This window comes from Bradyrhizobium sp. B039 (genome assembly GCF_038965675.1).
In the GTDB taxonomy this organism is placed as follows: domain Bacteria; phylum Pseudomonadota; class Alphaproteobacteria; order Rhizobiales; family Xanthobacteraceae; genus Bradyrhizobium; species Bradyrhizobium diazoefficiens.
The window spans coordinates 2,969,877-2,992,434 of the sequence record NZ_CP152416.1 but is presented as its reverse complement, the minus strand read 5'-3'; the positions used below and the strand labels follow the sequence as shown (position 1 = coordinate 2,992,434).

17 protein-coding genes are annotated in these 22,558 nt (G+C 65.6%); 9 read left to right on the top strand and 8 right to left on the bottom strand.

The features are described 5' to 3' along the window. Window positions 1–33 precede the first annotated feature (33 nt). Complete coding sequence (locus tag AAFG50_RS13990) at window positions 34–1,137, top strand: DUF2336 domain-containing protein (protein ID WP_028172303.1); 1,104 nt, start codon at window positions 34–36, stop codon at window positions 1,135–1,137. Here AAFG50_RS13990 and AAFG50_RS13985 read toward each other — a convergent pair. Then, window positions 1,134–1,772 (bottom strand): DUF1109 domain-containing protein, encoded by a 639-nt coding sequence (locus tag AAFG50_RS13985; protein WP_011085823.1) that lies wholly within the window; start codon window positions 1,770–1,772, stop codon window positions 1,134–1,136. The two genes, AAFG50_RS13990 and AAFG50_RS13985, sit on opposite strands and share 4 nt — an antisense overlap. A gap of 2 nt (window positions 1,773–1,774) precedes the next feature. Next, entirely contained in the window at window positions 1,775–2,320 is a 546-nt protein-coding gene (locus tag AAFG50_RS13980) for a sigma-70 family RNA polymerase sigma factor (protein WP_028172304.1), read from the bottom strand. 288 nt (window positions 2,321–2,608) lie between these two features. Between AAFG50_RS13980 and AAFG50_RS13975 the strand changes: the two genes are divergently transcribed. From AAFG50_RS13975 to AAFG50_RS13955, 5 genes are all read left to right on the top strand, one after another. Then, a complete protein-coding gene (locus AAFG50_RS13975) occupies window positions 2,609–3,301 on the top strand; it encodes a hypothetical protein (RefSeq protein WP_028172305.1) in 693 nt (230 codons plus the stop codon). A gap of 182 nt (window positions 3,302–3,483) precedes the next feature. Next, window positions 3,484–4,263, top strand: coding sequence for an enoyl-CoA hydratase (locus tag AAFG50_RS13970; protein WP_011085820.1), 780 nt, complete (start codon window positions 3,484–3,486; stop codon window positions 4,261–4,263). A gap of 187 nt (window positions 4,264–4,450) precedes the next feature. Then, window positions 4,451–5,881 carry a TolC family outer membrane protein gene (locus AAFG50_RS13965; protein WP_028172306.1) on the top strand — a complete coding sequence of 477 codons (1,431 nt, stop codon included), beginning with the start codon at window positions 4,451–4,453 and terminating at the stop codon, window positions 5,879–5,881. 23 nt (window positions 5,882–5,904) lie between these two features. Then, complete coding sequence (locus AAFG50_RS13960; RefSeq protein ID WP_028172307.1) at window positions 5,905–6,462, top strand: hypothetical protein; 558 nt, start codon at window positions 5,905–5,907, stop codon at window positions 6,460–6,462. A gap of 51 nt (window positions 6,463–6,513) precedes the next feature. After that, on the top strand, window positions 6,514–7,476 hold the full coding sequence (locus AAFG50_RS13955; protein ID WP_028172308.1) for an amidohydrolase family protein: 963 nt from the start codon (window positions 6,514–6,516) through the stop codon (window positions 7,474–7,476). 20 nt (window positions 7,477–7,496) lie between these two features. Here AAFG50_RS13955 and AAFG50_RS13950 read toward each other — a convergent pair whose 3' ends face one another. The 3 genes from AAFG50_RS13950 to AAFG50_RS13940 all read right to left on the bottom strand — a co-directional run bounded on the left by AAFG50_RS13950 (window position 7,497) and on the right by AAFG50_RS13940 (window position 13,462). Further along, window positions 7,497–10,613 (bottom strand): CusA/CzcA family heavy metal efflux RND transporter, encoded by a 3,117-nt coding sequence (locus tag AAFG50_RS13950; protein ID WP_028172309.1) that lies wholly within the window; start codon window positions 10,611–10,613, stop codon window positions 7,497–7,499. 38 nt (window positions 10,614–10,651) lie between these two features. After that, on the bottom strand, window positions 10,652–11,896 hold the full coding sequence (locus tag AAFG50_RS13945; protein WP_028172310.1) for an efflux RND transporter periplasmic adaptor subunit: 1,245 nt from the start codon (window positions 11,894–11,896) through the stop codon (window positions 10,652–10,654). A 165-nt stretch (window positions 11,897–12,061) separates the two neighbouring features. Next, window positions 12,062–13,462: a CoA transferase gene (locus AAFG50_RS13940; RefSeq protein WP_028172311.1), complete on the bottom strand. Its 1,401-nt coding sequence runs from the start codon at window positions 13,460–13,462 to the stop codon at window positions 12,062–12,064. A gap of 121 nt (window positions 13,463–13,583) precedes the next feature. Between AAFG50_RS13940 and AAFG50_RS13935 the strand changes: the two genes are divergently transcribed. Both AAFG50_RS13935 and AAFG50_RS13930 read left to right on the top strand, forming a co-directional pair. Then, window positions 13,584–13,871 carry a hypothetical protein gene (locus tag AAFG50_RS13935; RefSeq protein ID WP_028172312.1) on the top strand — a complete coding sequence of 96 codons (288 nt, stop codon included), beginning with the start codon at window positions 13,584–13,586 and terminating at the stop codon, window positions 13,869–13,871. A gap of 228 nt (window positions 13,872–14,099) precedes the next feature. Further along, entirely contained in the window at window positions 14,100–14,870 is a 771-nt protein-coding gene (locus AAFG50_RS13930; RefSeq protein ID WP_028172313.1) for an SDR family oxidoreductase, read from the top strand. Window positions 14,871–15,121: 251 nt separating this feature from the next. Here the strand turns inward: AAFG50_RS13930 and AAFG50_RS13925 are convergent, their stop codons facing one another. The 3 genes from AAFG50_RS13925 to AAFG50_RS13915 are packed head-to-tail and all read right to left on the bottom strand — an operon-like array spanning window position 15,122 to window position 20,905. Next, the gene (locus tag AAFG50_RS13925; protein WP_028172314.1) at window positions 15,122–18,574 is read right to left on the bottom strand and encodes an error-prone DNA polymerase; all 3,453 of its coding nucleotides are present in this window, start codon (window positions 18,572–18,574) and stop codon (window positions 15,122–15,124) included. After that, window positions 18,571–20,220, bottom strand: coding sequence for a DNA polymerase Y family protein (locus tag AAFG50_RS13920; RefSeq protein WP_039184086.1), 1,650 nt, complete (start codon window positions 20,218–20,220; stop codon window positions 18,571–18,573). Before AAFG50_RS13920 ends, AAFG50_RS13925 begins: the two co-directional genes overlap by 4 nt. Then, on the bottom strand, window positions 20,120–20,905 hold the full coding sequence (locus AAFG50_RS13915) for a DNA repair protein (RefSeq protein ID WP_028172316.1): 786 nt from the start codon (window positions 20,903–20,905) through the stop codon (window positions 20,120–20,122). Before AAFG50_RS13915 ends, AAFG50_RS13920 begins: the two co-directional genes overlap by 101 nt. A 166-nt stretch (window positions 20,906–21,071) precedes the next feature. Between AAFG50_RS13915 and AAFG50_RS13910 the strand changes: the two genes are divergently transcribed. Continuing rightward, window positions 21,072–22,481, top strand: a complete 1,410-nt coding sequence (locus AAFG50_RS13910; RefSeq protein WP_028172317.1) for a UdgX family uracil-DNA binding protein — start codon at window positions 21,072–21,074, stop codon at window positions 22,479–22,481. The last annotated feature ends 77 nt before the right edge of the window (window positions 22,482–22,558 follow it).

Sequence of the window (22,558 nt, the reverse complement as noted above, 5' to 3'; positions counted from 1 at the left end):
CCGCCGCCGGACCAAACGCTCCAGGACAGGGCAATGATATCCAGATCCGCCAGACCATCCGAGAACCTGCTCGAGGAATTGCAGGCTGCGCTCTCGCACGGCACCGTTGCGCGCCGGGTCGAGGCGCTGCGCCGCGTCACCGATCTGTTCGTGGGCAATGCAGTGGATTACTCCGACGAGCACATCCGCGTGTTCGACGACGTATTCCAGTGCCTGATCGAACAGATCGAGACCTCGGCGAGGACGCTGCTCGCCGACCGCCTCGCACCGATCGCGGCGGCACCGCCGAAGATCATCCGCACGCTCGCGCTCGACGAGGTGATCGAGGTCGCAGGACCGGTGCTGTCGAAATCGGAACGGCTGGACGAGGCGACCCTGATCGAGATCGCGCGCACGCGGAGCCAGGCGCATCTGAAGGCGATCTCGCTGCGGCGGGTGCTGTCGGCAGCACTCACCGACGTGCTGGTGACGCGCGGCAACGAGGACGTCGTGCAATCGACCGTCAGCAATCCCGGCGCACAGCTCTCCGAGGACAGCCTCTCCGACCTCGTCACGCGGGCCGAGCGCGACGACGACCTCGCCACATGCATCGGCCTGCGGCCCGACCTGCCGCGCCATCACTACCTGAAGCTGGTCGCGAAGGCGTCCCTGAGCGTGCGCAGGAAGCTCGAGGCCGCGCATCCGGAGCTCGCGGACGAGGTGTCGAGCGTGGTCCAGGAAGCGGCCCAGCGGGTCCGCGCCGCGGCCATGACCCGGCAAACCGAGATAGCGCGCGCGCTGGTAAAGTCGCTCCACGAGGACGGCCGCCTCAACGAATTCCAGGTCACCGCCTTCGCCGAGCAAGGCAAGTTCGACGAGACCAATGCGGGCCTCGCGGCGCTCGCCGGCGTTGCGGTCGAGACCGCCGAGAACATGATGATCGAGAGCCGCACCGAGGGCGTGATGATCCTCGCCAAGGTCGCGGGCATGTCGTGGGCGAGCGTGCGCGCAATCATCGCCCTGCGCGAAAAGCTCTCGGGCGGCTCGCAGACCGACATGCTGACGCTGCGCGATACCTACGAGGCCCTGCGCTCATCGACCGCGCAGCAGGTGCTGCGTTTCCACCGCATGCAGCACGGCACGACGCCCGCGGCCTAATACCGCAACACCCTCGCCCCGAGCAGCGCTCCGATCGCGGCTACCAGCGCCGTCGCGATCGTGTACCAGGTCGCGACGAACAGCGGCGAGTCGTCGGTGCAGTGCGAGGCGTAGAGCGTCGCAGCGAGCCCGGCCGACACCAGGCCGGCGAGCGCACCGGCGAGCGCGGGGTGCGATGGCGCGCCGTGGCGCAGGCCGAACAGCGCCCCCGCCAGCAGCGGCAGCGACATCGCCGGGATCGCCAGCAGGCAAACCCTGGAGTTCTTGCCCATCAAGCGCATCGACATCGGCATGGCCGGCGCCATCATCGTCTCGCCGCCGATCGCGACCGCAAGAAGGCCGACGGGAAGCAGCAATAGCCAGCCCCAGCCGCGCAGCAAGGCCTCGGGCCGCGACAGATGCAGGCTGACGATGATCGCGGGGATCGCGAGCGACAGCGTCACGGCGAACTTCATGTCGAAGAACGGGTTGTGCATGGCACTCATCACGTCGGGCCGCACGCCGAGGAACGTCGCGAAGATCAGGATCGACAGCGGCGCGGCGACCAGGAGCGCCATGGTCAGCACGGCGCCGACGCGCGGGGTGCGATGGGCGTTGTCGGCCGCAAGCGAGCGAATGAGTTGATCGGTATCCATGACTAGTGGTCCCGCAGTTTGGCCGTGAGCGCCGCAAGCCCGCGATGCAGCGCGACCCGTACTGCGCCCTCGCTCATCGAAAACTTTGCCGCCGTGTCCTTGATCGACGCGCTGTCGACCGCGATCGACTGCAACACGTCGCGCTGGCGCTGCGGCAGCGTGTTGAGCTGCGCCGTGACCTCGCCCGCCGAAGCCGTCTCCTGCGGCGTCTCGCCCGGCAGGGTCTCGGCGAAATCATCGATGTTGACGAAGACCCGCCGGCCACGTCGTCTTAGCGCATCGATCAGCTTGTTGCGGGCGATCGCGAACAGCCAGGGTGCGAAGGGGGCTTCGCTGTCCCAGGTGTGCCGCTTCAGATGCACCGCCAACAGAATCTCCTGCACGATATCCTCGGCCTGGTCGGGAGGCTGGCCGGCCCGCGCCAGCCCGCGCCTCGCGGCAGCGCGCAGCACCGGCGTGACCGCCTTCAACAGGCGATGATACGCCGCATCATCGCCCGCCATGGCCGACCGCATCAGGCCGGTCCATTCGTCCTCACGTCCGCGCACCCGCGCCCTCATCATGCAATTCGGCCGCTCTTTCAATTTGTTACGCCGGCACCGGTACGATCACGGTTTCGTGATTGACGCTGTGCCACCGTCCAATGCGGCCGTGGAAATCCGCGACGGCTCATAACACCGATCGGTCCCGTTCGCATCCGGCGACCGGCCGCGAAGGGGCGGCTTGCCCCGTTTTTGCCCGGTCTAGCCCGAAGATTCCCATTTTTTGCCCCGCTATCGTCACGCCACGGCGTCTCTGTTCGGTCCGGGCATGGGTGGATTGGGGAGATCGTCAACATGATCAAAGCCAGCGGGCGCGCTGCCCTGATTCTTTTGGCCGGGCTTTTCCTGCTGTTCGGAGGCGCTGCACAGGCGGCGCCGAGTTCGGCTGCGAGCAGCCCATCGGACAGCGCAGGCAAACAGGCTGATGCAGTCCAGCCGAGCAAGCACCGGCGTCACTCTGCGCGCCGCACCAGCAGCAAGACGGCGCAGAAGTCCTCCGACGACAAGGCCGGCAAGACGGACGCTGCGGCAAAGACCGATGCGGCCAGGGCTGACAGCAAGGCCGACAACAAGGCTGGTGGCGATGTGCCGGCCTCGAGCCAGATGCCGCCGGAGGTCGCCAACGCTAAGGCTCAGCTCGCCGCCGCCGATACGCCGCCCGCGGCTGCGGCCTCCGCGATGACGGACCGCGCCAACGACAACGTCCAGGCAGCGGCCGATAATACCGCCGCCCCGAATGCCGAGAGCCAGGTGGTGGCGCCCGACCAGCTCAACGATCTCGACCGCGCCCTGCAACAGGACAGCCCGCCGGCGCAGAAGCAGAACGCGGTGATCGCCGCAACCGACGCGCAGCCGCGACCCGCGCCGGTGATGGCGAGCAGCCACCAGAGCTCGGCCTGGGACCAGAGCTCCCTGATCGGCAAGATCTTCATCGGCGTCGGCACGCTGCTGACCCTGGCCTCCGCCGCGCGGATGTTCATGGCCTGATCTCTTGGCCTGAGTTCTTGGCCTGATCTTATGGCCTGATCTTTTGGCCCGACGGACCTCGCCCGGGACGCGCAGTTTGCTGCGCGTCCCGGGCGGCCTTGTTCCGGCAGCTTTTCGGGGCCCCTTGAAGCCCACCGCGGCAGCAGGCACATTGCCCGCCCAATCAGAAGCGTGGGTGGAGCATGAGCACGTTCGAACACATCATCGTCGAAAGCCAAGGCGCGGTCGGCATCATCAAGCTGAACCGGCCGAAGATGCTCAATGCGCTCTCCTTCGGCGTCTTCCGCGAGATTGCGGCCGCCGTCGACGATCTCGAGGGCGATGATGCCATCGGCTGCATCGTCGTGACCGGCAGCGAGAAGGCCTTTGCCGCCGGCGCCGACATCAAGGAGATGCAGCCGAAGGGCTTCATCGACATGTTCTCCGAGGATTTCGCCGCGATCGGCGGCGACCGCGTCGCGCGCTGCCGCAAGCCGACCATCGCCGCTGTCGCGGGCTACGCGCTCGGCGGCGGCTGCGAGCTCGCCATGATGTGCGACTTCATCATCGCCGCCGACACCGCCAAGTTCGGCCAGCCCGAAATCACGCTCGGCACCATTCCCGGCATCGGCGGCACCCAGCGCCTGACCCGCGCGATCGGCAAGTCCAAGGCGATGGACCTCTGCCTCACCGGCCGCATGATGGATGCGGCGGAAGCCGAGCGAAGCGGCCTTGTCAGCCGCATCGTGCCCGCCGACAAGCTCATGGACGAGGTGATGGCGGCCGCCGAAAAGATCGCGTCGATGTCACGGCCCGCCGTCGCCATGGCCAAGGAAGCGGTGAACCGCGCCTTCGAGACCACGCTCGCCGAGGGCATGAGCGTCGAGCGCAACCTGTTCCACTCGACCTTCGCGCTGGAAGACCGCTCCGAGGGCATGGCCGCGTTCATCGAGAAGCGCAAACCGGTGAACAAGAACCGCTGAGGCGGCACCTGGTCAGGCCGGTGTAAGGCTCTGACGCTTTCCCGCACAACCCCTGTGACGCGCCTGCAACAAGCACGGAATACATGGGGGTTTTCCCCGCGGCAGTTTGCCTGCGGGACCCCGGCTGGTTAAACAGTTAAGAGGCCACCGTCGGCGGGGGCGGACAGCCGGGGTTTAGCGGGATTACATGATTGGGCGTGCCGCCAGAGTTGGTCGCGTGATGACGCGGCATCGATCGGGCGTGGGTCCTGTGCTTGCGACATGGACCGCGCTGGCGCTCTGTTGCGCCCTGCCCTCGGCCGCCGGGGCCGAAGCCCTGCCGGAGGCGCTGGCCAAGGCCTACCAGACCAACCCGCAGCTCAATGCCGAGCGCGCGCGGCAGCGTGCGACCGATGAGAACGTGCCGCAGGCGCTCGCCGGCTACCGGCCGCAACTCGTTGCAAGCCTCAGCGCCGGCTTGCAGTCGGTGCGCAACCTGTTGCCCAACAACACGATCCAGACCGCCAATCTGACGCCATGGGTCATCGGCGTCACCGTGACGCAGACCCTGTTCAACGGCTTCCGCACCGCCAATAACGTGCGGGCCGCCGAGCTCCAGGTGCAGTCGGGCCGCGAGGCGCTGCGCAATGTCGGCCAGGGCGTGCTGCTCGACGCGGTCACCGCCTACACCAATGTGCTGGCGAATCAGTCGCTGGTGGAGGCGCAGCGCTCCAACGTCGCCTTCCTGCGCGAGACGCTTTCCGTCACCCAGCGCCGTCTCAACGCCGGCGACGTCACGCCGACCGACACCGCGCAGGCCGAGGCCCGTCTCAACCGCGGGCTCTCCGACCTCAATGCCGCCGAAGTCGCGCTCGCGGTGAGCCAGGCTATATACGCGCAGGTGATCGGCAATGCGCCATCGCAGCTTCGGGCCGCCGAAGTGGTCGACCGCTATCTGCCGAAGAGCCGCGAGGATGCGCTGACAATGGCGATCCGCCAGCATCCAGCCGTGATGGCGGCAGGCTTCGACGTCGATGTCGCCTCCACCAACATCCGCGTCGCGGAAGGCGCCCTGCTGCCGAGCGCCAGCATCCAGGGCAGCGCCAGCAAAAGCCGCAACAACGACCCCACACTCGGCACCTTCGCAGAGGACCAGGCCTCGATCGTCGCCAACGTCACCGCGCCGATCTATGACGGCGGCCAGGCCGCCGCGCAGACCCGGCAGGCCAAGGAGATTACCGCTCAGAGCCGGCTCGTGCTCGACCAGGTGCGCAATCAGGCCCGCACCGCGGCGGTCAGCGCCTGGGTTGCGAACGAAGGCGCCAAGATCGCGGTCTCGGCCTCCGAGTCCGAAGTGAAGGCGGCGACCGTCGCGCTCCAGGGCGTGCAGCGCGAGGCCGCCGGCGGACAGCGCACGACGGTGGACGTGCTGAACTCGCAGGCCGATCTGATCCAGGCCAAGGCCCGTCTGATCGGCGCGCTGCGCGACCGCGTGATCGCTTCCTACACGCTGCTCAGCGCCGTCGGCCATCTCGACGTCAAGACCTTGAGCCTGAACACGCCGGACTACCTGCCGGAGGTGCACTACCAGCAGGTCCGCGACGCCTGGCACGGCCTGCGCACGCCGTCGGGGCAGTAGTTTCAATCTTTTGGCCCGGTGCCATGAAGAGCCGCCGCATCCATCTGATGGGAGCTTCGGGGTCCGGCGTGACGACGCTCGGCCGCGCGCTCGCCGGGCGGCTTGCGCTTCCGCATCACGACAGCGATGATTATTTCTGGCTGCCGACCGCGCCGCCCTACCAGACGACGCGCCCCGCCGCAGAGCGCCTGCGCCTGATGCGCGAGATGTTTCTGCCGCGTCTCGATTGGGTGCTGAGCGGATCGGTCACCGGCTGGGGCGACGAGCTCGTCCCGTTCTTCGATCTTGTCGTCTTTGTGACGACGCCGCGCGAGCTTCGCTTGCAGCGCCTGCGTGGCCGCGAGGCTGCGCATTTCGGAGCTGATGCCGTCGCACAGGGCGGCTGGCGTCATGAGGAGACGGAGTCGTTCGTCGAATGGGCCTCGCGCTACGAAGCCGGCGATCGCGAGGGCCGCAGTCTCGCAAGAGATGAGGCCTGGCTCGCGGGCCTGCCCTGCCCGGTCGTGCGCGTTGACGGCTCACACCCGCTTGCGAACCTTGTCGAGCAGCTATGCAGCGAAGCGGAGCGATTGCCGGGCTGATGTGATACTGTCCCGGTCCAACCTCCAAATAACGAAGCAGGGAGAGAAACCATGCTCGACCGACGCAGCGTCCTGCTTGCCTCACTTGCCGCCGGAGTAGCCATGACCAGCAAAGCCCACGCCCGCGCGTCGCAGCCCGCGACGCCGGTCAATTTCGACGTTCCGGCGCATGCCTGCGACTGCCACACCCACATCCATGGCGATCCCGAAAAGTTTCCGTTCTTCGCAGGCCGCGTCTATACGCCGGAGCTGGCGAGCCCTGAAGAAATGGCCGCGCTGCACAAGGCGCTGCATATCGAGCGCGTGGTGATCGTGACGCCGAGCGTCTACGGCACCGACAACTCCTCCACTCTGTTCGGCATGAAGGCGCGTGGCGGGACCGCGCGCGGGGTCGCCGTGATCGACGACAAGACGACCGAAGCGCAGCTCGACGCGATGCAGCAGGAAGGCTTCCGCGGCATCCGCATCAACCTTGCGACCGGCGGCATCAGCGATCCCAATGTCGGCCGGGCCCGCTTCACTGTGGCCGTCGAGCGCATGAAGGCGCGCGGCTGGCACGTGCAGCTCTACACCACGCTGCCGATGATCTCGGCGATCAAGGACCTGGTGCTGGCCGCGCCCGTGCCCGCGGTGTTCGATCATTTCGGCGGCCTCGAGGCTTCGCTCGGGCTGGAGCAGCCGGGATTTTCCGACCTGGTCGCGCTCGTCAAATCCGGCAAGGCCTATGTGAAGATCTCCGGCGCCTATCGCTCGTCAAAACTCGCGCCGGACTATCAGGACATGGTGCCCTTTGCGCGCGCGCTGATCGAGGCCAATCCGGATCGCATCGTCTGGGGCACCGACTGGCCGCATCCGGATTCGAGTCATGTCGAGGGACGGAAAGCCACCGACGTCGCGCCTCTCTACCAGATCGATGACGGCCGCCTGCTCAACCAGCTTCCGGTGTGGGCACCGGATGCGGATGTGCGCAAAAAGATCCTGGTCGACAATCCGGGGCGGCTCTACGGATTCTGAGTCGCGACGGCCGCCCGCGATCAGCGCGCACGGCGGGAGAAGAAGGAGATCAGGACCGGCAAGGTCACCAGGATCACGACCGGCGCCAGCATCATGCCGGTGACGACGACGACCGCGAGCGGCTTCTGCACCTGCGATCCGATGCCCTCCGACAGGGCAGCGGGCAAGAGGCCGACGCCGGCGACGACGCAGGTCATCAGCACGGGCCGAAGCTGAAGCTCGCCGGTGCGGATCACCGCGCTCACGCGGTCCATGCCTTCCTCGATGAGCTGGTTGAACTGCGACAGGATGATGATGCCATCCATGACCGCGATGCCGAACAGCGCGATGAAGCCGATCGCCGCAGAGACGCTGAACGCCGTGCCGGTGATCAACAGCCCGAGCACGCCGCCGAAGATCGCCATCGGGATCACGCTCATCGCGAGCAGCGTGTCGGTCATCGAGCCGAAATTGAACCAGAGCAGAACACCGATCAGCGCCAGCGAAATCGGCACCACGATCGACAGGCGCCGGATCGCGTCCTGGAGATTGCCGAACTCGCCGACCCAGTCCATGTGCGAGCCGGGCGGCAGTTGCACCTGGTCGGCGATCTTCTGCTGCGCCTCGCGGATCGCGCTGCCGAGATCGCGCTCGCGGACCGAGAACTTGATCGGCAGGTAGCGCTCCTGCTGCTCGCGGTAGATGTAGGCCGCGCCCGAGACGAGGCTGATGGTGGCGACCTCGCTCAACGGGATCTGCGTGACGGTCCCGTTCGGCCCCGGCGCGCCGATGCGCAGGTTCTGGATCGCCTCCGCGCTCCGGCGGTATTCCGGCGCAAGCCGAACGATGATCGGGAAATGGCGGTCGCTTCCGGGCTCGTAGAGATCGCCCGCGGTGTCGCCGCCAATCGCGACCTTGATGGTGGCGTTGATGTCGCCCGGTGCGAGGCCGTAGCGCGCGGCCTTGGCGCGGTCGATGTCGATCTGGATGGTCGGCTGACCGAGCGATGTGAACACCGCAAGGTCGGTGACACCCTGCACCGTCGACAGCACCTGCTTGATCTTGTTGGCGGTGTCGGTAAGCGCCTGCAGATCGCTGCCGAACAGCTTGATCGAGTTCTCGCCCTTCACGCCGGAGACGGCCTCGGAGACGTTGTCCTGGAGATATTGCGAGAAGTTGAACTCGACGCCGGGGAAGCGGTCGTCGAGCTGCTTGAGCAGTTGCGCGGTCAGCTCTTCCTTGTCGCGCGTGCCGGGCCATTGGCTCACGGGCTTGAGCGGCGCGAAGAACTCGGCGTTGAAGAAGCCGGCCGCGTCGGTGCCGTCGTCGGGACGGCCGTGCTGCGACACCACCGATTCCACCTCGGGCCGGGCGCGGATCACCTTGCGCATCTCGTTGACGTAGGTGTTGCCTTCCTGGAGCGAGATGGTCGGCGGCAGCGTGGCGCGGATCCAGAGATTGCCCTCTTCCAGCTTGGGCAGGAATTCGAGGCCGAGCAGCCGGCTGAGCGCCACCGTCATCAGCACGAGGCCGACCGCACCGCCGAGCATGATGCCGCGATTGGCGACGGCCCAATGCAGCACCGGCATGTAGATCCGGTGCAGGATCAACATGACTTTGGTCTCGGTTTCCTCGACATGCGCGGGCAGGATGATCGCGGACAGCGCCGGCGTCACCGTGAAGGTGGCCAGCAGCCCGCCGGCAAGCGCATAGGCATAGGTGCGCGCCATCGGTCCGAAGATGTTGCCTTCGACGCCGGAGAGCGTGAACAGCGGCAGGAAGGCCGCGATAATGATGGCGGCGGCGAAGAAGATCGAGCGCGACACGTCGGCCGCGGCGCTGAGGATGGCGTGGCTCTTCATGCCGAACAGCGTCTCGGATGACATGTGCTCGGATTCGGACACCGGCGTCGTCTGCGTCAGGCGGCGGAAGATCGCCTCCACCATGATGACGGTGGCATCGACGATCAGGCCGAAGTCGATCGCGCCGACCGACAGCAGGTTCGCCGATTCGCCGCGCAGCACCAGGATGATCACCGCGAAGAACAGCGCGAACGGAATGGTGGCGCCGACGATCAGCGCGCTGCGCAGGTCGCCGAGGAAGATCCACTGCAACAGCACGATCAGCAGAATGCCGACCACCATGTTGTGCAGCACGGTGTGGGTGGTGAGCTCAATCAGGTCGCCGCGGTCGTAGATGCGCTCGATGCGCACGCCGGGCGGCAGAATGCTGGAGTTGTTGATGGTTTGAACGAGCTGGTGGACGCGCTTGATGGTTGGCGAGCTCTGCTCGCCGCGGCGCATCAGGACGATGCCCTGCACGATGTCGTCGGCATCGTCGATGCCGGCAATACCGAGGCGAGGCCTCTGCCCGACTGTGACTGTGGCGACGTCCTTGACCAGCACCGGGTTGCCGTTGGTCTGCGAGACCATGGTGTTGGCAAGGTCGTCGATCGAACGTATCAGGCCGACGCCGCGAACCACGGCCGATTGCTGGCCGATATTGACGGTGTTGCCGCCGACATTGACGTTCGCATTGCCGACCGCCTGGAGCAGTTGCGGAAGCGTCAGGCCGTTGGCGACGAGCTTGTTGAAATCGACCTGGAGCTCGTAGGTCTTGCTCTTGCCGCCCCAGCCGGTGACGTCGATGACGCCCGGCACGGCGCGGAAGCGGCGCTGCAGGATCCAGTCCTGGATGGTCTTGAGGTCGAGCACGCTGTAGTTCGGCGGGCCGACCAGGCGGTAGCGGAAGATCTCGCCGATCGGGCTGAGCGGCGAGATCTGCGGCTGCACATTGCCCGGCAGCGGCGCGAGCTGCGCCAGGCGGTTCAAGACCTGCTGCAACGCCTCGTCGTAGGTGTAGGCGAAGGAGAACTGGAGCTTGATGTCAGAGAGGCCGTAGAGCGAGATGGTGCGGATGGTCGTGAGGTTCTTCAGACCCGCGACCTGGGTCTCGATCGGGATCGTGATGTAACGCTCGATTTCCTCGGCCGACAGGCCCGGGCTCTGCGTCACGATGTCGACCATCGGCGGGGTCGGGTCGGGATAGGCCTCGATATTGAGTTGGTTGAACGCGATCAAGCCGCCGATCAGCACGGCAACGAACATGCCGACCATCAGGTAGCGCCGGTTGACGGCAAGGGCGACGAGACGATCCATTCAGGTCTTCAGTTTGTTTTCAGTTTTTGGGTCGTCGATCAGCTGCCGGACGCCGCGCGGTCGATGAACAGGCTGCCCTTGGTGACGATTTGCTCGCCGGGTTGCAGGTTGCTCGTGACTTCGACGAGGTTGCCGTTGATCAGGCCGATCTTGATCTGGCGCAGCTCGACCGACTTGTCTTCGCGCGCCACCCAGATGCGAACCTTGTCGGCTTCATAGATCAACGCCTGTTTCGGCACCGCAGGTGCCGCGCGGTCGCCGGCCGAATAGATCGTGACGTTGGCGAACATTTCCGGCTTGAGCACGCCGTCCTTGTTGTCGATGGTGGCGCGAACCAGCAGACGGCGGGTGCTGGGATCGATCGCGGCGGCGACGTAGTTGATCTTGGCGGTCAGCGGCCGGCCCGGCAGCGCTATCACGTTGACGGTGATGTCCTGCCCGATGCACACAGCGGCCGCATCGCTCTCGCGCACGAAGGCGGTGAGCCAGACCGTGGAAAGGTCGCCGATCACGAAGACCGGATCGCTGGCGCCGGAATTGACGTACTGGCCCGGGCCGATCTTGCGCTGCACGACCGTGCCGGAGATCGGCGAGTAGATCGTGATCTCCCGATCGATGACGCCCTTGTCCTGGAACGCCTTGATGGTTTCGTCGGTGAAGCCGAGAATCCGCAGCTTGTTGCGTGCGGCTTCCAACGCCGTCGCCGAGGAGCGCATGTCGTTCTGCGCCTGGACCTGGGTGGCTTCCGCCTGCTGATAGTCCTTCAGCGGAATGGCGTGGCCCTCATAGAGATCCTTGGCCCGCTTGAACTGGATGTCGGCAAGATCGATCGCCGACTTCGCCTTGTTCTGCGAGGTCATCGCCGCAATGAAATCGTTCTGGGCCTGCACGGTGTCGGCGGCCTCGATCGTGAACAGCGGTTGACCTTGCTTCAGCATCTCGCCGGGCTTGGCGAGCAGCTTGGTGACCCGGCCCGCATAGGGCGAGAACACCGGCGTCGAGCGGTCCTCGTCGACCGCGACCTTGCCCTCGGTGACATATTCGGCCCGGAAGGTCTTGGCCTTGACCGGCTCGATCGTCAGGGTCGCCCATTCGGACGGGGTCGGCGTGAAATTCTGCGCATTCCTGCGCGACTGGCTGGAGACCTCGGAATGACTTTTTTCCTTGGTCCCCGCATAGAGGAAGCCGTAGGCACCGGCGCCGGCGAGTGCCAGTAAAACTACGGATGAGATCACCCGCTGTTTTGTAAGCACCTGCAATCGCTTGGTATTTTCAACTACCATGGGGCCCGGTCATGTCTGCGACGATCTCGGCAAACAATTGCCTCATCGGTCGCGCTAATAGTGCCGAATTCAGATTTCAAACAACCTAAAAAACGCCCGGCACCTTTCCGTTTGCGTTAAAATTTTGCGACGCGTCAGCTCCAAGTAAGCCAAGTAAGCTCAGTGTCAGCTTCTCGCCGGCCACTGTGCCGGATGACTGCCGAGCGGCATCGCCGGACGGCTCCATTGCGCCGGCGTTCTCGACAGCAGCGCCGAATGGCGCACCGCTTTCAACGTGCCGAAGCCAGATGGCATGCTCTCGATGAACGCTGCATGTACAGCCTCGCCCGTAAGATCCGGGGTGTCCAGTCCGCCGTCGAGCCTGCCGAGATTCCACAACCAGCGGCCGGTCTGCGCCAGCGACACGCGCACGTGCCAGCTGCCGCCTTCGCGGGCCTGGCGCGCCCTGGCCATCATCGCGCCGAACGCCATGAGATAGCCGGTGGCGTGATCGAGTATCTGTGCCGGCAATTCCTTGGGACCGTCGATGCCGGCGGCCTTCCCCTCGGCATGGTTGAAGCCGGTGGTGGTTTGCACCAGAGAGTCGAAGCCGCGCCGCTCGGCCCAGGGTCCGGCATGACCGTAGGCTGACAGAGTCACGTAGACGATGCCGGGATTGATCTTCGCTGCCTCCTCGGGCGAGAAACCCAGAGCTGCGAGCGCGTGCGGGCGATAGCCTTGCGAGAAGATGTCGACGTCCTTCAACAGCGCACGCATCTGCGCCCTGCCCGCCTCGCTCTTCAGCTCGATGAAGGTGGTGAGCTTGCCGCGGCCGGTGTCGATGGTGAGCCAGGGAATGGCGGGCAACTCAGGCCCCGAGACCAGGAGCACATCCGCACCGTGCGCGGCGAGCGTACGGCCGGCGACGGGGCCCGCGATGACGCGGGAGAGATCGAGCACGCGGAGGCCGGCGAGCGGGCGATCGCCTTCAGGCCACGGCTTTGGCGGGGCCTCGCCGATCTTCTCGATCGAGATCAACGGCAGTTCGGCGAGCGCACATGCCTGCGGCAGTGCGGACCACTCGTCGTGAGAGCGCATCAGGGCAACGACGCCGCCGGCAGCGTAGGCCGCGGTTTCGAAATCCTCGCCCTTCCACCGCATCAAAGCGGCCTGCACCTTCTCGCGCTCCGCCTCGCAAGCCAGCACCTTGCAGACCGCGTCGCGGTGATGCGGAAAGTTGGTGTGGCAGCGGACGAAGCGGCCATCGCCTGTGCTGTAGACGCCGGCGATGGCGTCCCGGGCCGGTGGCGGCGGCTTGTCGTCGAGCCGCAAATAGCGCTCGGAACGGCATTCGGCCACGGCATGGCGCATGTCGACATGGACGTCCTGCACCTCGCCGCTGCGCAATCGCCAGATTTCGGCGGCAGCAAGGCCCGCGGCAGCGATTGTGGTTTGGCCGGCGACAGCGACACGAAACGAGGACGGGATCTGCGACTCTTCGCCGGTCAGTCGCACGCGTGCAAGCGCGGCCTGATCGCCGCCGGCGGAGGTCCAGATGCCCTCGAGAATATCGGCAGGACTTTGCATGGCCGCTTCTCTCCCTTTCGGGTTATTGTTTTGCGTACGATCCTTCCGGAAAACCGCTGCGCACTTTACCGGATCATGCTGTACTTTTCGCGACCATGTCATGATCGCAGAAAGGAATGCAATGGCCGCCATCGATCCCCTTACCGCCGGCGCCGTGTTCATCGCAACGGCGGCCACCGACGCGGTCTATGTCATGTTCACCTCCGCCGTGATCGCGCGCAAGCGCGTGCCGGCGGCGAACTGGAGCGCGGTCTGGTACCTGCTCTCCTCCTACGCGGTGATCAGCTACACCGAAAACGCCTTCTATGTCGCTTTCGCGGCGCTCGGCTCCTGGGCCGGCGCCTACGTCTCGCTGACTTACCTGCACCGCCCGCCCGGCGGCCCGCCGGTGGGGGCGGCACCGGAGTGAGGTCGTCGCCGCAGGCAAAGCAACTAACCACACGCTCGGTGTCGTCCTGGCGAAAGCCAGGACCCATTACCCCGGTCGAATGTTGTTACAGCACATCTTGGCCACAACATCGCACAGCAGCGCAAGTTCGTGGTAATGGGTCCTGGCTTTCGCCAGGACGACATTGGAGGAGGCACTGCGCTTCGTTCGCGACGACGGCGCGCGACCAACAACAAGGAAGACAAAACAATGGATCTCGGTCTCAAGGGAAAGAACGCCATCGTGCTCGGCGGCACGCGCGGCATCGGGCGGGCGATTGCGGCGACGCTGGCCGGCGAAGGCGCCAATGTCGCGGTGTGCGCGCGCAATGCGGATCAGGTTGCCGCCACCGTCACTGAGCTGAAGACGAGCGGCATCCGCGCCACCGGCAGCTCGGTCGACGTCACCGACGGCGCGGCGTTGAAGTCCTGGGTCGAGGGCGCTGCAAAGGAGCTCGGCGGCATCGACATGCTGTTCTCCAATGCCGGCGCGATGGCGCAAGGTCAGGATGCAGCGTCCTGGGAGCAGAACTTCCGGCTCGACGTGCTCGGCGCCGTGCATGCGTTCGATGCCGCGCGACCGTTCCTCGAGGCGAGCGGCGAGACAAGCGGCGACGCAGCCTTCGTCATCATCGCCTCGATCTCGGCGGCACAGGCCGATCTCGCGAGCTCCTACGGCCCGATCAAGGCGGCGCTGATCCACATGGCCAAGGGGCTGGCGCGGCAATATGCGAAGAAGAAGATCCGCGTCAACGTGGTCTCGCCCGGCACCGTCTATTTCAAGGGCGGCGTCTGGAACACGATCGAGCAGAACATGCCCGAGCGCTACAAGGATGCGATGAAGCGCAACCCTACCGGCCGCATGGCAACGCCGCAGGAGATCGCAAGCGCGGCGGTGTTTCTGGCCAGCCCGGTGTCGGGGTTCACCACGGGATCCAATCTCGTCGTGGACGGCGCGATCTCGAACCGGGTGAATTTTTGAGGGGCACGCTGTCATCGCCTGCGAAGGCGGGCGGTCCAGTATTCCAGAGACAGTGCGGCTAGAACCGAGAGGCCGCGGCGTACTGGATACCCCGCCTTTGCGGGGTATGACGACTGAGAGTGAGGCGCGATCGCTTCAACAAACTCGTCATTGCGAGCGCAGCGAAGCAATCCAGAATCTTTCCGCGGCAACAGTCTGGATTGCTTCGCTACGCTCGCAATGACGGCGTGGCAGCATCCCGCGCGACAACCTCAATGAAAATCCCGCGACGGCGGCAGGATGCGGACGTTGCGAGGGTGGCGGATTTTCTGTGCCGGAGCATCCGCGTGGTCGCGGCGGTCGTCGTTGAGCGGCTCGATCAGCGCGTCGCCTGATGGCACCGGATGCTTGCGGGTCAGCGAGTCATTGGCAAGGCCGATCAGATCGTGCGAGCGGTCGACCATGCGCTGGGCGATGAGATGCGTCACCTTCTCGGGGCTGCTCTGGATATAGCCCTCGACCAGGATGAGGCGCGCGCCCATCACCTCCTTGCGGTACTGCTCCATGATCTTGGGCCACACCACGACATTGGCGATGCCGGTTTCGTCCTCCAGCGTCATGAACACGACGCCGCTGGCGCTGCCCGGCCGCTGCCGGACCAGCACCACGCCGGCGCAGCGGACGCGCCGCCGCTCGTTCTGATGATTGACGTCCTTGCAGGCGACGACGCGCTCGCGCGAAAACATCTCGCGCAGGAATTCCATCGGGTGGCCCTTCAGCGATAGCCGGATGGTCTGGTAGTCCGCGACCACCTGCTCGGAGTGCGGCATCAAGGGCAATGGCTTTGCATGCTCGTCGGGCTGCTCACGGGCGGTGGCAGCCTCGAACAGCGGCAACGGCACGTCATCTGGCAGCCGCCGCACCTGCCACAGCGCCTCGCGGCGATCGAGCCCGAGCGAACGGAAGGCGTCGGCATCGGCGAGCAGGATCAGCGCGCGCTTGGGCAGGCCGGTGTCGCGGGCGAAATCTTCGAGCGAGGTGAAGGGACGGCGGTTGCGGGCGGCGACGATGCGGTCGGCCCAGTCTAACGCTCCGCCGTCATTCCGGGGCGCGCCTCTTGGCGCGAGCCCGGAATCCATACTCCCGATCGTGGTTATGGATTCCGGGCTCGACGCTGACGCGTCGCCCCGGAATGACAGCTGGGAGTGTTTCAGGCGCTCCTCATCCTCGTCCAACCAATGAAAACCGTCGATCTGGCGGAAGCCGAGGCGTACCGCGCGATATTTGCCGCTCCCCTGCTCCAGCGTGTTCTGCGCAAAGCTGTAGGACACGTCGATGTCGCACACCTCGACGCCGTTCTTGCGGGCATCGCCGACGATCTGCGCCGGCGCGTAAAAGCCCATCGGCTGCGAGTTCAAGAGGCCGCAGCAGAACGCATCGGGATGATGATATTTCAGCCATGACGAAATGTAGACGAGCTGCGCAAAACTCGCGGCGTGGCTCTCCGGAAAACCGTAGGAACCAAAACCCTTGATCTGGTCGAAACAGCTTCTGGCGAAGTTGGGATCGTAGCCGCGCGCGACCATGTTGCCGATCAGCTTGTCTTCGTATTTGCCGATGGTGCCGACATTGCGGAAGGTCGCCATCGAGCGGCGCAGGCCGTTGGCCTCCTCGGAGGTGAATTTGGCCGCCTCGATCGCGATGCGCATTGCCTGCTCCTGGAACAGCGGCACGCCCTTCGTCTTGTGCAGCACCTTGTAGAGCTCGTCCGCGGGACCATGCTCGGGTGATGGCGAAGGATAGTTCACCTTCTCCTGGCCGTTCCGTCGCCGCAAATACGGATGCACCATGTCGCCCTGGATCGGCCCCGGCCGCACGATCGCGACCTCGATCACCAGGTCGTAGAAGGTCCGCGGCTTCAGGCGCGGCAGCATGTTCATCTGGGCGCGGCTCTCGACCTGGAACACGCCGAGCGACTCCCCGTCACACAGCATGTCGTAGACTTTGGGATCGTCCTGCGGAACGCTCGCCAGAACCCAGCGCTCGCCCTTGTGCTGGTCGATCAAGTCAAAACATTTGCGGATGCAGGTCAGCATGCCCAGCGCAAGCACGTCGACCTTCATCATGTTGAGCGCGTCGACGTCGTCCTTGTCCCATTCGATGAAGGTGCGGTCGTCCATCGCGGCGTTGCCGATCGGCACATAGGTGTCGAGCCGGTCCTGGGTGAGAACATAGCCGCCGACATGCTGGGAGAGATGGCGCGGGAATTCGATCAGCTCGGTCGCAAGCTCGACCGCGAGGTTGATCATGGGGTTTTGCGGATCAAGCCCGGCCTGCTTCACCTGCATGTCGTTGAGGCCACTGCCCCAGCTTCCCCAGACGGTGTCGGCGAGCGCGGCGGTGACGTCCTCGGTCAGGCCCAGCGCCTTGCCGACGTCGCGGATGGCGCTGCGCGGACGATAATGGATGATCGTGGCGATGATCGCGGCGCGGTGACGGCCATAGCGGCGATAGACATATTGCATCACCTCCTCGCGCCGCGAATGCTCGAAATCGACGTCGATGTCGGGCGGCTCCAGCCGCTCCTTGGAGATGAAGCGCTCGAACAAGAGATCGACCTTGGTCGGGTCGACCGAGGTGATGCCGAGCACGTAGCACACCGCTGAATTCGCCGCCGATCCCCGCCCCTGGCACAGGATGTTCTGGCTGCGCGCATAATGGACGATGTCGTGCACGGTGAGGAAGTAGTGCGCGTATTTCAGCTCGGCGATCAGCGCGAGCTCTTTCTCGAGCGTAGCACGCAGCTTGTCATCGATCTTGCCGGCGAAATATTTATCGACGCCCGCCCAGGTCAGATCCTCCAGATGCCCTTGCGCGGTCTTGCCCGGCGGCACCGGCTCGTCCGGATATTGATATCTAAGCTGGTCGAGCGAGAAGTCGATCTTGTTCGCAAAGCGCATGGTCTCCGCGATCGCGTCGGGGAAGTCACGGAACAGCCGCGACATTTCGCGCGGAGTTTTGAGAAAGCGCTCGGCATTGGCCTCGAGCTTTCGTCCGACCGCCTCGATCGTGGTCTTTTCCCGGATGCAGGTGAGCACGTCCTGGAGGGGACGGCGCGCAGGATCGTGATAGAGCACCTCGTTGGTCGCGAGCAGCGGCACCTTTGCCGTCGTCGCGAGATCGTCGAGCCGCGCCAGGCGGCGTCGGTCATCGCCACGATAGACCAGGCTCGCCGCCAGCCACACGCCCTCGGCGCGGGTCGCTTTGAGCTTTGCAAGGAAATCCAGCGCCTGCGCCGGCTCGAAGCGATGCGGCAGGGTCAAGACCAGGAGCTGGCCTTCCGAAAACGCGAGGAGATCGGAGAAGGCAAGACGGCACTCGCCCTTCTCGATCCGCGTGACGTCGTCGCCGCGCTTGCCCCGGGTCAGGAGCTGGCAGAGCCGGCCATAAGCGGCGCGGTCGCGCGGATAGACAAGAATGTCGGGCGTGCCGTCGATGAAGACGATGCGCGCGCCGATCAGCAGCTTCGGCTTGTGCAGCACCTTGTCATTGTCGAGCTCCTTGTAGGCCCGCACCACGCCGGCCAGCGTGTTGTGATCGGCGATGCCGATCGCGGAGATGCCGAGGATGCTCGCCTGGTGCACATAGGCCCGCGGATCCGAACCGCCCCGCAGGAAGGAGAAATTGGTGGTGATGCCGATCTCGGCATAAGCAGGCGTGTTCATGCGAAGAGACCGTGCACATACCAGTTGGGAGGAGCGGGCTTGCCGTCGGCGTCGAACACCTCTCCCTCGTAAAGACCGTCGCGAAAAATCCAGAAGCGCAGGCCTTCGGCATCCTCGATGCGGAAATAATCCCGCGTCAACTGCTTGCCGTCCTGACGCCACCATTCCATCGCGATGCGCTCGGGCCCTTCCACCCGCACCACCGCGTGTTTCGCGCGCCGCCAGGTGAATTGATGCGGCGGACCATCCGGCACGGTCGCGAACGGCACTGTGACCGGCTCCGGCTTGTCGAACAGCCGCAGGGGGCGCAGCGGCGGCTCGCCCTCGGCGCGCGCCGGCCATTCGGCCTGCATGGCGGCGGCAAGGTGATGCTGCGCCGGCGCGGCCAGCACCGCACATTCAGGGACATGCGTGTCCTGCGGCAGGTGCACGACGACGCGCTTTCCGCCGATCCGCGCCGCGATGCGGTCGATCAGCGCGGCGAGCTCGTCATTGTCGTGGACATGGGCGTCGAGATCGCGCTGCTCCTGCACCACGATCTCGGTGCGGCTCGCCGACAGCCGCACCATGTCGAAGCCGAAGCCGGGATCGAGGGGATCGGCGAGCGCATCGAGCCGCTCGCGGAACAGGCGGTCGATGACGGCGCTTCGCGTCACCGGCCGTCCGGTCTCGACCATGATCGCCCGCACCACGCCGTCGGTGCGGAAGAAGGCGGCTTCCAGCCGCCGCGCGCCCTTGCCCTGCTTCTCCATGGACGCGATCAACGTGTCGGCGAGCCGCGACAGCGTCATCGCGATCATCGTGTCGGTCGCGATCGGCTCGGCAAAGCGCTTCTCCACGATGTAGTCAGGCAGCGGCTTTCGCGGATTGATCGGCGCATCGCCCTGCCCCAGCGCGTGCGCGAGCAGCGTGGAGAACCGCGCGCCGAACCGCGCCGTGATCTCGTGGGCGCCGCGCGATGCGACATCGCCGATGGTCTTCAGGCCGGCACGGCGCAGGCCGGTGGTGATGGCCTCGCCCGCGCCGAGCGCGGACACCGGCAGCCGGCTGATCGCCTCCGCCTCCCCGCCATCGACGACGATGGTGCCGGAGACCTGGCGCGTCAGCGTCCGCGCGCAGACCGAGGTGCCGGCAATCGCCGCGCTGACGGCAAAGCCTTGTCGGCCGAGCGCGCGAATGAGCGTCTGCAACAGCGCGGCTTCGCCGCCGAACAGATGCGCGCAGCCGGTGATATCAAGGAACAGCCCGTGCGGCGGATCGAGCGCCACTAGCGGCGTGAAACGGTCGCACCAGTCGGCGATGTCGCTCAGCGTCTTCGCATCGGCGACGACATCGGCATCGAACACCCGCAAGTCCGGGCACATCGCCCGCGCATTGGCCAGGGGCTGGCCGATATGCAGGCCCAGCCGCGACGCCGCATCGTCAAGCGCATGGATCACCAGCGCATTGGTCTCTTTGATGACGACGATGCTGGGCTCGTCTTTTTGTTTTGACGCGTTTTCTTCACGCGAACCGGTACCCACTTCGCTCGAAAACGCTTTGGTCTTACCCAGCCCGCCGTTGAAGAACCGCTGGATCCGGTCGATGGGCAGGCGCGGCAGCCACAGGCTGAGAATACGTCGACGGTTCACTGAACTGGCACTCATCACATTTCCATTCCATGATCCACCGGCCGCACGGGCCATGACGATTGCGCAACAGCTCGGCATCGAAGCGCGGCGCGCCCCAGGCATTCCACATCGTGCCCGGCGGCGAATGCGCCGCGCGCAGCATCCATCTGGTCTCGGCAGTCGAGGGCAGCGGCTGCGCGGCCATCCGCAACAGCAGGCCGGTGACGCCGGAGCCTTGCGCGGCCAGCGTCAGCTTGCGGCTCGCCACGAGATCGAATTGCCGCGTCTCGCCCCAGAGCTCGAGCACGACCGCGCCGAGCGCATCGCAGGCCAGTGCATCGGCCGAAGTGCGCAGCGCACCCTCCACGTCGGCCGCGCGCACCATCACCACGCGGCGCGGGTCGAGGCCGAGCTCGGCGAGCCCGCTCATCGACAGCGCGCCGGCTTCCAGTTCCGAAAAATCCTGCCGCACCCACAACAGCGGCCGGCGCGCGGTCACGCGTCCCGCAACGCCCATGACAAACCCGGTCGCGGCGGCGCCCTGGCGCCCCTCGCAAAACACCTCGTGGATCGCCGCGCGCGCGAGCCCGCCCTTCAGCGCGCTGTCGACCTCGCCGTGGCCAAGCGCGACGCGATCATGCTGATGCACGACCTCCGCCGTCTCGATGCGCTCGATCTGGCTGCGCAAGGTCGCAAGCGCGCTTGTGCGTGCGCCGCTCATATACGCCGCTCCTTCAGAGGTGATTGCCGGTGGCTCTCAAAAAGAGAACCAGCGGCTGGCTCATTTGTTCATGATATGTTCTAATATAAAGCTAACGGCGCGCCTGGAGTCAATCGAATTGGCGCGCCCATGGATTCATGAGCGGAATCAAGAGGATTCGAGTGCCATGTACCTCGTCACCCTGGACAGCGAGACCGATTTCGACGGCTGGCGTAAAGCCGCACGCGCATTCGCGCTGCACCACGTCGCCCCAGCGGACGTGGTGTGGCACGTGCAAGGCCAGACGAAAGACCAGATGCCGCCCGGCCTGTCCGAAGCGCCGAGCCTTCCGCCGATCGAGACCGAGAGCACGTTCACCGTGCCGGCCAATTTCATCGAGCTTGCCCGCATCGCGATCCTGCATCGCGAGGGCGAGCGTTTTGCGCTGCTCTATCGCCTGCTCTGGCGGTTGAAGGCCGATCACGACCTGCTCGTAACGATGAGCGATCCCGACGTGGCGCAGGCAACCGCGATGGCTGGCAGCGTGCAACGCGATGCACAGCGGATGCGCGATCTCGTCCGCTTCCGCGAGATCGGGCGCGAGCAGAAGGCGCATTACGCCGCCTGGTTCGAGCCGGAGCATTACATCGTCGCATTCGCCGCGCCGTTCTTTGCGCGTCGTTTTGCCGACATGCCCTGGTCGATCCTCACGCCTGACGTTTGTGCCCATTGGAATGGTCACGCGATCTCCTTCACGCCCGGAATCAGCCGGACGGAGTGGCCGGCACCAGGCCGCCTGGAGGAAACCTGGCGGCGCCATTTCCAGCCCGGCCGGCTGATGACGACCGACGCGCCGGTGAAGCGCCGGAGGAACCTCCAGGACGCATCGGTACTTGGATCGATACTTGGACCCCTGCTCGCCGATGCCGAACGCTGGACCGGCGGACGGATCTCCCCACGTCCGGAAGCCATCATGGGACACAAAGCCGCCGCCAACGATCTCGAAGCGCTCCGCGAGGAGGCCGCGCATTGCCGTGCCTGCCCGCTCTACAAGGACGCGACGCAAACCGTGTTCGGCGAAGGCCCGAAAGACGCCACCATCATGCTGGTCGGCGAGCAGCCCGGCGACAAGGAAGACCTCGCCGGCCATCCCTTCGTCGGACCGGCCGGGCAGATGCTCGACCGCGCGCTGGAGGAAGCCGGCGTCGACCGCAAGAAGGTCTATGTCACCAATGCGGTGAAGCACTTCAAATTCGTGCCGCGCGGAAAGATCCGCCTGCACCAGAAGCCGGCAACACCGGAAATCAAAGCGTGCCGGCCATGGTTTGAGCGGGAAGTTGCGGCAATCCAGCCCGAGCTCATCGTCGCGATGGGCGCCACCGCCGCGCAAAGCGTATTCGGCAAGATCACCCCAATCGGCAAGACCCGCGGCCGGCTCATCGACCTTCCCGACGGCCGCAAGGCGCTGGTGACGGTGCACCCGTCCTATCTGCTGCGACTGCCCGACCCGGAAGCCAAAGTGCTGGAATATCAGCGCTTTGTCGAAGACCTGAAGATCGCCGCCAGCCTGCAGAGGAAATCCGCGCGCGCCGCCTAAATACGGGCGGGAAAACGCCTTTCAACCACCGCTTGTCATCCAGCCTTCAAATCCATCGCGGACAATACCCTTACCTG

Excerpts from the sequence above, each read along its gene's own strand:
- AAFG50_RS13990 (WP_028172303.1), top strand. The coding sequence starts at position 34 with ATGATATCCAGATCCGCCAGACCATCCGAGAACCTGCTCGAGGAATTG.
- AAFG50_RS13985 (WP_011085823.1), bottom strand. The coding sequence starts at position 1,772 with ATGGATACCGATCAACTCATTCGCTCGCTTGCGGCCGACAACGCCCAT.
- AAFG50_RS13975 (WP_028172305.1), top strand. The coding sequence starts at position 2,609 with ATGATCAAAGCCAGCGGGCGCGCTGCCCTGATTCTTTTGGCCGGGCTT.
- AAFG50_RS13970 (WP_011085820.1), top strand. The coding sequence starts at position 3,484 with ATGAGCACGTTCGAACACATCATCGTCGAAAGCCAAGGCGCGGTCGGC.
- AAFG50_RS13965 (WP_028172306.1), top strand. The coding sequence starts at position 4,451 with ATGATTGGGCGTGCCGCCAGAGTTGGTCGCGTGATGACGCGGCATCGA.
- AAFG50_RS13960 (WP_028172307.1), top strand. The coding sequence starts at position 5,905 with ATGAAGAGCCGCCGCATCCATCTGATGGGAGCTTCGGGGTCCGGCGTG.
- AAFG50_RS13955 (WP_028172308.1), top strand. The coding sequence starts at position 6,514 with ATGCTCGACCGACGCAGCGTCCTGCTTGCCTCACTTGCCGCCGGAGTA.
- AAFG50_RS13950 (WP_028172309.1), bottom strand. The coding sequence starts at position 10,613 with ATGGATCGTCTCGTCGCCCTTGCCGTCAACCGGCGCTACCTGATGGTC.
- AAFG50_RS13945 (WP_028172310.1), bottom strand. The coding sequence starts at position 11,896 with ATGGTAGTTGAAAATACCAAGCGATTGCAGGTGCTTACAAAACAGCGG.
- AAFG50_RS13940 (WP_028172311.1), bottom strand. The coding sequence starts at position 13,462 with ATGCAAAGTCCTGCCGATATTCTCGAGGGCATCTGGACCTCCGCCGGC.
- AAFG50_RS13935 (WP_028172312.1), top strand. The coding sequence starts at position 13,584 with ATGGCCGCCATCGATCCCCTTACCGCCGGCGCCGTGTTCATCGCAACG.
- AAFG50_RS13930 (WP_028172313.1), top strand. The coding sequence starts at position 14,100 with ATGGATCTCGGTCTCAAGGGAAAGAACGCCATCGTGCTCGGCGGCACG.
- AAFG50_RS13925 (WP_028172314.1), bottom strand. The coding sequence starts at position 18,574 with ATGAACACGCCTGCTTATGCCGAGATCGGCATCACCACCAATTTCTCC.
- AAFG50_RS13920 (WP_039184086.1), bottom strand. The coding sequence starts at position 20,220 with ATGAGTGCCAGTTCAGTGAACCGTCGACGTATTCTCAGCCTGTGGCTG.
- AAFG50_RS13915 (WP_028172316.1), bottom strand. The coding sequence starts at position 20,905 with ATGAGCGGCGCACGCACAAGCGCGCTTGCGACCTTGCGCAGCCAGATC.
- AAFG50_RS13910 (WP_028172317.1), top strand. The coding sequence starts at position 21,072 with ATGTACCTCGTCACCCTGGACAGCGAGACCGATTTCGACGGCTGGCGT.